This window comes from Actinomadura rifamycini DSM 43936, from assembly GCF_000425065.1.
In the GTDB taxonomy this organism is placed as follows: domain Bacteria; phylum Actinomycetota; class Actinomycetes; order Streptosporangiales; family Streptosporangiaceae; genus Spirillospora; species Spirillospora rifamycini.
The window spans coordinates 78687-87264 of sequence record NZ_AULB01000034.1 but is presented as its reverse complement, the minus strand read 5'-3'; the positions used below and the strand labels follow the sequence as shown (position 1 = coordinate 87264).

The window sequence follows — 8578 nt, the reverse complement described above, 5'->3', positions numbered from 1 at the left end:
GCGAACTCATTCCTCGGGAAGCGGGCGACGGTTTCCCGATACATCGCCTCAGCCTCATCGAGGCGGTGCACCGCTTTGAGCACCTCAGCCAGGCCGTTGCGGGCCTTGATTTCGTCCGGAAAGCGCGTCAGCGTTTCCCGGTAGACCGACTCGGCCTCATCGAGACGGCCCGCGGCTTTCAGTGCTTCAGCCAGGCCATTGCGAACATTAGGTTCGCCCGGAAAGCGCGCCTGCGTTTCCCGGTAGACCGACTCGGACTCATCGAGACGGCCCGCGGCTTTGAGCACCTCGGCCAAGCTGCAGCGAACGATGACATCTTCCGGAAAGCGATCGAGCGACTCGTAGGCGATCGAAATCGCCATATCGTCATCACCGGCAGCGACCCGGGCACGGGAGGAGATCGTCCAGGTGTATGCATTCCATGGCTCGAGGGCGCGAGCCTCATCAGCCCATCGGACCGCGAGCATCGCCTGCCCGGGCTGCCTGGTGACGATCGTATGACTGAACACACAAAGGGAACGCACCAAGTTGTACGTCGCTCCTGTTTTGGCATTATATTCGCGCTGCTCGTCGAGCAGGCGGAGAGCCGGTTGAAGCGCTCGACTTCCTTGGGTCGCCAGTTGGCCGCTTATGTCTTTGGCTCGCGCCGCCCAGTCGGCTCTGGGCACCACCCGGTTCGGCGTTCGTGCGATGTGTGCGGGGCGGGGACCCAAGACGGAGGGCAGCCAGTCCGCGGCCGGAGCGGTGAGGTCAGCGAGATGGGCCCACATCTCCCGCCGCCATGCGTTGGTGGGGTTGGCGCGCAGTACGGCCTGGCATTCGGTGATCGCCAGCATCCGCGCCCCGCCCGCCCGGATGTGGTGCTGCTCGACCTGAGCGTTGAGCGCCGAAAGGAACTCTCGCAGACCCGATACGGCGATGGCCGGAGGGCCGTCACCGCTCGGGTTCGGTGCGCGCCGCAATCCCAGCAGCCCCCACCTTCCGTGGAACAGCGGCGTGCCCGGAACCAGGTTGCACAGGCGAAACCAGTGGGGAACCAGCCAGTCATCGGTCTGCGCACGGGACAGCGCGGCCCAGTACCAACCGATGGGGTCATGGGCCCTGTTCCGGGTCATCATCCCGATCCGGCCCGGCGCCTCCTCGAATCGCGACCTCAAGGCGGCGAGGGTGGCCACCGGCGCCTGTTCCAGGCTGGCGATCGTGCGCAGCGCGTACTGCCAGGTCGCGTCGGTCACCCCTGTCGTCGGGCCCCGGTGCTCCCACTCGGCGGTGATCCAGTCCGACAGCGCCCGATCGAGTTCCGCGTGGAACTCGGGGGCCTTGACGGCGGACGCCCAGTTGATCAGCAGCAGGTCGGGGTCCATCGTGTTCAGACGACCGTGGTAATAGGTCATCTTGAAAAGGGCGTCGAGGGCGGCCTGGGAATCCCTGGTGAAGAACAGGAGCCACGGGGGGACGCCGCTGGTGAAGACCTCCTCGATCCTGCTGCTCAGAACATCCACTCTGCTGGTCACCGGAAGAGGTCCTCGTCCGTCGCTTCGAAAGCCGCCTGGAAGTTCGCATCGCAGAACTGGCTCAGTTTCAGGAGGTGATAGGTCCTGGCCTCCGTCAAATCCGCGTCGGGCTGTGCCCGCACGGTGCCCGCGGCCCAGAGCTCGTCCGCACGGAGTTTGATCGCCGGATGGACGACCTCGCGCACCAGCTTCTCACTTTTCGTGAGGTCGACCGAATGCCCGAAACCCAGGGCCGGCTGTGACGTGCAGAAGTTCTCGGCGAGACGGTCGTCGAAGACGGTCGGACGCAGCGCGAGGCGATTCCCCGAATCCTCTTTCGGCACCCGTTTGATCGAGTACCTGAAGACGCAGATATCGATTCCCGCCCCCGGATAGAGCAATGTCGGATCGAGGTCGACCATGCCCAGCCTGTCCCGGACCTCATCGGGCCAACCGCCGTCCAGCCTCGTCAGAACCGGTTCCAGATCCTCCCACAAGAAAGCTCGCATCGGCCCGTTGTGCGCGGTCTGCTGCCAGCTCTGCAGTAGGTAGTCGAGGTCTTTTTGGACATTTTTCGCGACAAGTCCGGACCGTCGTCCGTTGGCAACGCTGGAGATCAGCGCGCGCACCCTCTCCAGAGGCTCGGTGGACTGCCAGGCGATCGGGTCTAGCAACTCCACGGTGCCGAGCTCGATGCTGTGGTTCGAGAACCCGGACCCCGGTTCTACCGCATGGTCCCGAAATGTTTCAGGACACTCGTCCGCGTCCTGGCTGAAAAAATCGGCGCGCGTCCCCTGCTGGAGGAAGTTGACCACGTACTCGTTGTGAAAGGCCGTGATCTGATCCAGCGTCTCCACCGGAGCGGTTCCGTCGATGTGCTGCGAGGCGGCCTCGAGGTACCGCGCGGTCCTCGGATCGGACGGCCGCTCCTCCAGCAGAAAGTTTCGAGGTATGAACCTGCTCGAGCCCAGGGTGGACTGCCGGCTCAACTCATCGAGAGCCTTACCAACAGCGGGAGGTCCGATGGACAACCAGGCCGGGAGAGGCATGTTCCAAGGCTAGCCGCCGACCACTGGACGCGGCCCTCCGGCAGAGCCAAACGGCCACATCCGGCAGTTTTGGAGCTAGCCGGTGCGGGACATGACGTTGTCGGCGCATGAGCAGGTTTTCACATCGCCGCGGCACGCTCGGTGCTGGAAGATCTCGGTGATCTCGGACGTTCCCTTCAGATGTGAAGATCGGCGAAGCCGCCCGGGTCAGTGGTGTGAGTGCACGATCCTTGCGGCACTACGAGGATGAGGGCCTGATCGTCCCGGGCCGCTTCGGGAACGGGTTCCGCGACTACTGCCAGTCCACGATCGACCGGGTGCTCGTCATCCGCTCCTTGCTGGAGTCCGGGCTGCCGGTGCGGTTGATCAGGGAAATCCTGCCTGGCCTCACCGACGGAACCGATGCCGGGACCGAGGCGGTGTGCGCGGAGTTCCTGCACGAGGTGCAGAGCTATCGCGATCGGCTCGCTGCACGCATCGCCATTCTCAACGATCAGCAGACGGCCCTGGACGCCTACCTTCGGGAGGCCCGCCGCACCGATCGCTGAGAGCTGCTTGACCTTGACGCAAGTGTCAGGTTCCTACGTTCTGGTGCATGGAGACCAACAAGCCGCGGCGGACCGCTGACCAGACGATACGAGCACTGATCCAGCACTCGCACCGGGGACCGAAGGACCTGGCCCTCGCCACTGGTCACCGTCGTCCCACCCCGGGGCCCGGCGACTACCTGATCCGCGTCGGCGCCGCCGGGGTCAACTTCGCCGATGTCATGCAGACCCATGGAACGTACGCCGGAGGGCCGCGGGCACCCTACGTGGCGGGCTTCGAGGCCGCCGGCGAGATCGTGGGGATCGGCGCGGACGTCGAGAGTCCACTGCCGCTCGGCACCCACGTCATCGGAACCGGTCCGGGCGCCTTCGCGCAGTACATGACGATGCCGGCCGCCGGCGTCCTGCCCGTGCCGACCGGCTGGAGCGACGCCGAAGCGCTCGGAATGGTGCTGAACTGGGCCACCGCGCTGGCGGCGCTCAAGCCGCTGGGTGGGATCGAGACCGGCGATGCGGTGCTCGTCCATGCCGCGGCCGGAGGCGTGGGACAGGCCGCGGTCCGCCTCGCCCGCCACTACGGCGCCCGCGTGCTCGCCACGGCCTCCCCGGCCAAGCACGCCGCCGTCGAAGCGCTCGGTGCCGACGAGGTCCTGGACGGCCGCCATCCCGGACTGGTCGCCGAGATCACCCGGCTGACCGGCGGGGCCGGGGTCGACCTGGTCCTGGAATCGGTGGGCAAGGCCACGTTCGCCGCCAGCCTGGCGGTCGCCAAACCCTTCACCGGCCGCATCGTCGTCTTCGGCGCCGCCTCGGGCGATGCCGCCGTCACCACGCACGACCTGGTCTTCACCCACCATGCGGCGATCAAGGGCCTGCACATCGGTGCGCTCACGAGAGAGGCCCCGTCCGTCTACCGGTCGCTGCTCACCGAGATCGAGGCGCTCGTCGCCGACGGTGTCTACCCGCCGGGCACTCCTCAGGTTCACCCCTTGGTCGAAGGGCCGAAGGTGCTACGGCAACTCGAAGCCGGCACTACCCGCGGCAAGCACGCCCTCGATCCCTGGCGCTAGTCGGTGCCGGACTCCATCGCGGCGCGGTCGAGCAGTTCCTCGCCGTCGACCTCGCCGCGGGAGGCGATCGCCTCGGCGCCGCCCGCGGGCATCGCGCCGATCAGCCCGGTCGAGGCCGCCTGCGCGGCGCCGACGAGCGTCGGCTGCGAGCTGCCGACGATGCCGATCCCGGCGTACTGCTCCAGCCGGGCGCGGGAGTCGGCGATGTCCAGGTTGCGCATGGTGAGCTGGCCGATGCGGTCGACGGGGCCGAACGCCGAGTCCTCGGTACGTTCCATCGACAGCTTGTCCGGGTGGTAGCTGAACGCCGGGCCGGACGTGTCGAGGATCGAGTAGTCCTCGCCGCGCCGCAGCCGCAGCGTCACCTCGCCGGTGACCGCGGTGCCGACCCAGCGCTGCAGCGACTCGCGCAGCATGAGCGCCTGCGGGTCGAGCCAGCGGCCCTCGTACATCAGCCGGCCGAGGCGGCGGCCCTCGTTGTGGTACGCGGCGAGCGTGTCCTCGTTGTGGATCGCGTTGACGAGCCGCTCGTAGGCCGCGTGCAGCAGCGCCATCCCGGGCGCCTCGTAGATGCCGCGGCTCTTGGCCTCGATGACCCGGTTCTCGATCTGGTCCGACATGCCCATGCCGTGCCGGCCGCCGATCGCGTTGGCCTCCAGCACGAGGTCCACCGGGGAGGCGAACTCCTTGCCGTTGATCGTGACCGGACGGCCGAGCTCGAAGCCGACCGTGACGTCCTCGGCCGCGATCTCGACCGCGGGGTCCCAGAACCGGACGCCCATGATCGGGTCGACGATCTCGATGCCCGCGTCGAGGTGCTCGAGCGCCTTCGCCTCGTGCGTCGCGCCCCAGATGTTGGCGTCCGTCGAGTACGCCTTCTCGGTGCTGTCCCGGTAGGGCAGGTCGCGCGCCTGGAGCCACTCCGACATCTCCGTGCGGCCCCCGAGCTCGCTCACGAAGTCGGCGTCCAGCCACGGCTTGTAGATGCGCAGCGCGGGGTTCGCGAGCAGCCCGTACCGGTAGAACCGCTCGATGTCGTTGCCCTTGAAGGTGGACCCGTCGCCCCAGATCTGGACGTCGTCCTCGAGCATCGCGCGCACCAGCAGCGTCCCCGTGACGGCGCGGCCGAGCGGGGTCGTGTTGAAGTACGCGCGCCCGCCGGAGCGGATGTGGAAGGCGCCGCAGGCGAGCGCGGCGAGGCCCTCCTCGACGAGCGCGGCGCGGCAGTCGACCAGCCGCGCGACCTCCGCGCCGTAGTCGGACGCCCGTCCCGGCACGGACCCGATGTCGGGTTCGTCGTACTGGCCGATGTCGGCGGTGTAGGTGCACGGCACGGCACCCTTCTCGCGCATCCACGCGACCGCGACCGAGGTGTCGAGGCCGCCGGAGAAGGCGATTCCGACACGTTCGCCGACAGGCAGAGAGGTGAGCACCTTGGACATGAGCACAAGTATGCACGACACTGCATGAACATGCAAAACCGGGTCGGCCGCGAACACCGTTTACAGCGGACGGGCGGGCGGGGATCATGCGGTCCATGACCGTGGTCGCGGGGCGGTACCGGCTCGTGCGCGAGCTCGGCCGCGGCGGCATGGGCCGGGTCTGGGAGGCCGACGACACGCTGCTGCGCAGGCGCGTCGCCGTCAAGGAGGTCCTTCTCCCCGCCGGCCTCGACGCCCGCGAGCGCGGCCGGCTGTGCCGCCGGGCCGTCCGGGAGGCCCGCGCCGCCGGGAGGCTCGACCACCCGTCGATCATCACCGTCCACGACGTGTTCCTCGAGGACGACCGGCCCTGGATCGTCATGGAGGCGGTGGCGGGCCGGTCGCTGCGGGAGGCGCTGCCGGTCCCGCCGCGCGAGGCCGCGCGGATCGGCGCGGCCGTCCTCGACGCGCTGCTGGCGGCCCACCGCGCGGGCGTCCTGCACCGGGACGTGACGCCCGGCAACGTGCTCCTCGGCGACGACGGGCGCGTCGTGCTGACCGACTTCGGGATCGCCGACCTCGACGGGGACCCGGCGCTCACCCGCACCGGGACCGTCGTCGGCTCGCCCGGCTACATCGCCCCCGAACGGCTGGACGGCCGCGGCGCCGACGGGCGCTCCGACCTGTTCTCGCTCGGCGCGACCCTGTACACGGCGGTCGAGGGCCGGTCCGCGTTCGGCCGTCCGTCGGACGCCGCCACGGTCGCGGCCACCCTCACCGAACCGCCGCCGCGCCCGCGCCGCGCGGGCCCGCTGCGGCCGCTGCTCGCCGGGCTGCTGCGCAAGGACCCGGCCGCCCGGCCGGACGCCGAGCGGGCCGCGGCGGCGCTGCGCGCGGTCGCCGCCGGCCGGAAGCGGCGCCCGGGGCGCGGCGCCCCCGTCCTGGAGGTGTCGTGGCTGGCGGCCGTCGCCGTGCCCGCGGCGGTCTTCCTGCTGCCCGCGTACGTCACCGGGCCGCGCGGCGAGGCGCGCTACCCGCCCGGCTTCCGGCCGTGCCCGATGCAGGCCGGGGCGCTGCGCTTCGCGGCGGCCCAGCCCGCCCTCGACAACGAGGACCTGCGCGAATGCGACGGCGGCGACGTCGTCCTGCGCTGGTTCGAGGGCTACGTCGGCGCCTACGGCCGCCCGGTCGGGCCGCGGCACGCGTCCGTCCGGGAGGCGCACCGGTGGCTGCGCTTCCTGAGCGTCCACAACGTCGAGGAGGACGAGCGCTACCCGTTCGACATCACGGAGGCCGACGCGGACCGGCCGTCCCTCGTCACCGACCGGTACCGCGCCCGCCGCCCCCGCCCCCTCGGCGGCCTCGCCGACGACGCGTTCGTCCGCGAGGTGCGCGCGGCCGGCACGGGCGAGGTGGACGAGGTGGAGGTCATCATGCGGGACGCCAACCTGGTGGTCGGCGTTCTGCACCGGGGCGGGGCCGGGGCACCGGACGCCCGGCGCGCGGCCGAGGACGCCGCCCGCGCGGTGCTCGCCGAGCTGCGGAGGCGGCGATGACGCTGCTGCGCGGCCGCTACCGGCTCACCGCCGAACTCGGCCGGGGCGGCATGGGCGCGGTCTGGCGGGCCCGCGACGAGACGATGCGCCGCGACGTCGCGGTGAAGGAGCTGCTGCTGCCGGACGGCGCGGACGACGCCCGGCGCCGCCGGCTCGTCGAGCGCGCGGTGCGCGAGGCGCGCGCGGCGGCGCGGCTGCGGCACCCCGGGATCGTCCGCGTCCACGACGTCCTGACCGAGGACGGCCGGCCGTGGATCGTGATGGAGCTGCTGTCCGGCCGGGCCCTCGACCGGGAGATCCGCGACCGCGGCCCGTTGCCGCCCGAGCGCGTCCGGGAGGTGTCCCTGGCGGTCCTGCGGGCCCTCCGCGCCGCCCACGCGCAGGGCGTGGTGCACCGCGACGTCAAGCCCGCGAACGTGTTCCTGTGCGATGACGGACGGGTCGTGCTGGCCGACTTCGGCATCGCCAGCACGGACGACGCGGAGCGGCTGACCCGCACCGGCCTGCCCATCGGCACGCCCGGCTACGTCGCGCCCGAGCGCATGCGCGGGCACGGCCGCGCCGCGCCCGCCTCCGACCTGTTCTCCCTCGGCGTCACCCTGTACGCCGCGCTGACCGGCCGGGCGCCGTTCCGGCGGGAGAGCGCGATGGCCTCGTTCGGCGCCGTCCTCACCGACCGGCCGGACCCGCCGCCCGGCCCGCCCGGGCTCGCCGGCGTCGTCATGGGGCTGCTGGAGAAGGACCCGGCCCGGCGGCTCCGCGCGGACCGGGCCGAGGAGCTGCTCGCCTCCCCGGACGTCCTGGACGCCGCCGAGGGCGAGCCGCCGCGCTGGCACCGGCCCGCCGCGCTCGGCATCGCGGCGCTGTGCGTGGCGCTGCCGCTCAGCCAGGTGCGCGGCTGCGGGACGGGCCCGGAGGCGGTGCCGCCGAGCGCGCCCCGCCCGACCCCGGCGGCGTCCGCCCCGGTGCCGTCCGTCCCGCCCGCGCCCGCGGCGCCCTCCCGGTGGCCCGGGCCGGTGTTCTCGTTCACCCCGCCGGTCCCCACGTTCAGCCTGCCGCCGTGCCTCATCGAGGGGACGTGTTGAGCCCGGTCCGCGCCCTGCTCGCCCTCGCCGCCGCGCTCGGCGCCATGCTCGCCGTGACCGCCCTGGTCTGGGGTGCGCCCGGCGACCACGCCCTGACGCTGCCCGCCCTGATGCGGGCGCTCGGGCTCACCGCGGTGACCGCGCTGGTGCTGGCCCGGCTCGTCCGGCGCGACCGGCGGGTCTGGTGGGCGACCGCCCTCGCCGCGCTCGGCACGGCGGCGCTCGTCTTCGTCAAGTTCGCCGTCACCGGCACCCCGGTCGGCTGGGTGCCCGCGGGGTGCGTGCTCGCCGCCGCGGCCGTCCTGGTCCGGCCCGCCGTCCGGGCGCCGCGCCGCCCCCGCGACTGGACGCGCTGA

8 protein-coding genes are annotated in these 8578 nt (G+C 71.6%); 5 read left to right on the top strand and 3 right to left on the bottom strand.

Translation table 11 applies throughout. The features are described from left to right. Together H505_RS0128695 and H505_RS0128690 are read right to left on the bottom strand one after the other, a co-directional pair. On the bottom strand, positions 1-1514 hold a 1514-nt coding region (locus tag H505_RS0128695; RefSeq protein ID WP_026404729.1), incomplete at its 3' end, for a tetratricopeptide repeat protein. Then, positions 1511-2350, bottom strand: a complete 840-nt coding sequence (locus H505_RS0128690) for a hypothetical protein (RefSeq protein ID WP_157433159.1) — start codon at positions 2348-2350, stop codon at positions 1511-1513. The genes H505_RS0128695 and H505_RS0128690, both read right to left, overlap by 4 nt. Positions 2351-2724: 374 nt before the next feature. On the opposite strand from H505_RS0128690, the gene H505_RS0128685 reads away from it, so the two are divergent. Then, a complete protein-coding gene (locus tag H505_RS0128685) occupies positions 2725-3090 on the top strand; it encodes a MerR family transcriptional regulator (protein ID WP_026404727.1) in 366 nt (121 codons plus the stop codon). 47 nt (positions 3091-3137) lie between these two features. Next, positions 3138-4160: a zinc-binding dehydrogenase gene (locus tag H505_RS0128680; protein ID WP_026404726.1), complete on the top strand. Its 1023-nt coding sequence runs from the start codon at positions 3138-3140 to the stop codon at positions 4158-4160. Here H505_RS0128680 and argG read toward each other — a convergent pair. Next, complete coding sequence (argG, locus tag H505_RS0128675) at positions 4157-5602, bottom strand: argininosuccinate synthase (RefSeq protein WP_026404725.1); 1446 nt, start codon at positions 5600-5602, stop codon at positions 4157-4159. The genes H505_RS0128680 and argG overlap by 4 nt on opposite strands. A 95-nt stretch (positions 5603-5697) precedes the next feature. On the opposite strand from argG, the gene H505_RS51220 reads away from it, so the two are divergent. From H505_RS51220 to H505_RS0128660, 3 genes are read left to right on the top strand one after another with little or no spacing between them, the layout of a single operon-like run. Continuing rightward, a complete protein-coding gene (locus tag H505_RS51220; protein ID WP_051301275.1) occupies positions 5698-7137 on the top strand; it encodes a serine/threonine-protein kinase in 1440 nt (479 codons plus the stop codon). Continuing rightward, entirely contained in the window at positions 7134-8222 is a 1089-nt protein-coding gene (locus H505_RS51215) for a serine/threonine-protein kinase (protein ID WP_051301274.1), read from the top strand. The genes H505_RS51220 and H505_RS51215 overlap by 4 nt, the downstream gene beginning before the upstream one ends. After that, positions 8219-8578: a hypothetical protein gene (locus tag H505_RS0128660; protein WP_026404724.1), complete on the top strand. Its 360-nt coding sequence runs from the start codon at positions 8219-8221 to the stop codon at positions 8576-8578. The genes H505_RS51215 and H505_RS0128660 overlap by 4 nt, the downstream gene beginning before the upstream one ends.

Bases quoted from the DNA above. Each gene is read 5' to 3' on its own strand.
- H505_RS0128680 (WP_026404726.1), top strand. From the start codon at position 3,138: ATGGAGACCAACAAGCCGCGGCGGACCGCTGACCAGACGATACGAGCA.
- argG (WP_026404725.1), bottom strand. From the start codon at position 5,602: ATGTCCAAGGTGCTCACCTCTCTGCCTGTCGGCGAACGTGTCGGAATC.
- H505_RS51220 (WP_051301275.1), top strand. From the start codon at position 5,698: ATGACCGTGGTCGCGGGGCGGTACCGGCTCGTGCGCGAGCTCGGCCGC.
- H505_RS51215 (WP_051301274.1), top strand. From the start codon at position 7,134: ATGACGCTGCTGCGCGGCCGCTACCGGCTCACCGCCGAACTCGGCCGG.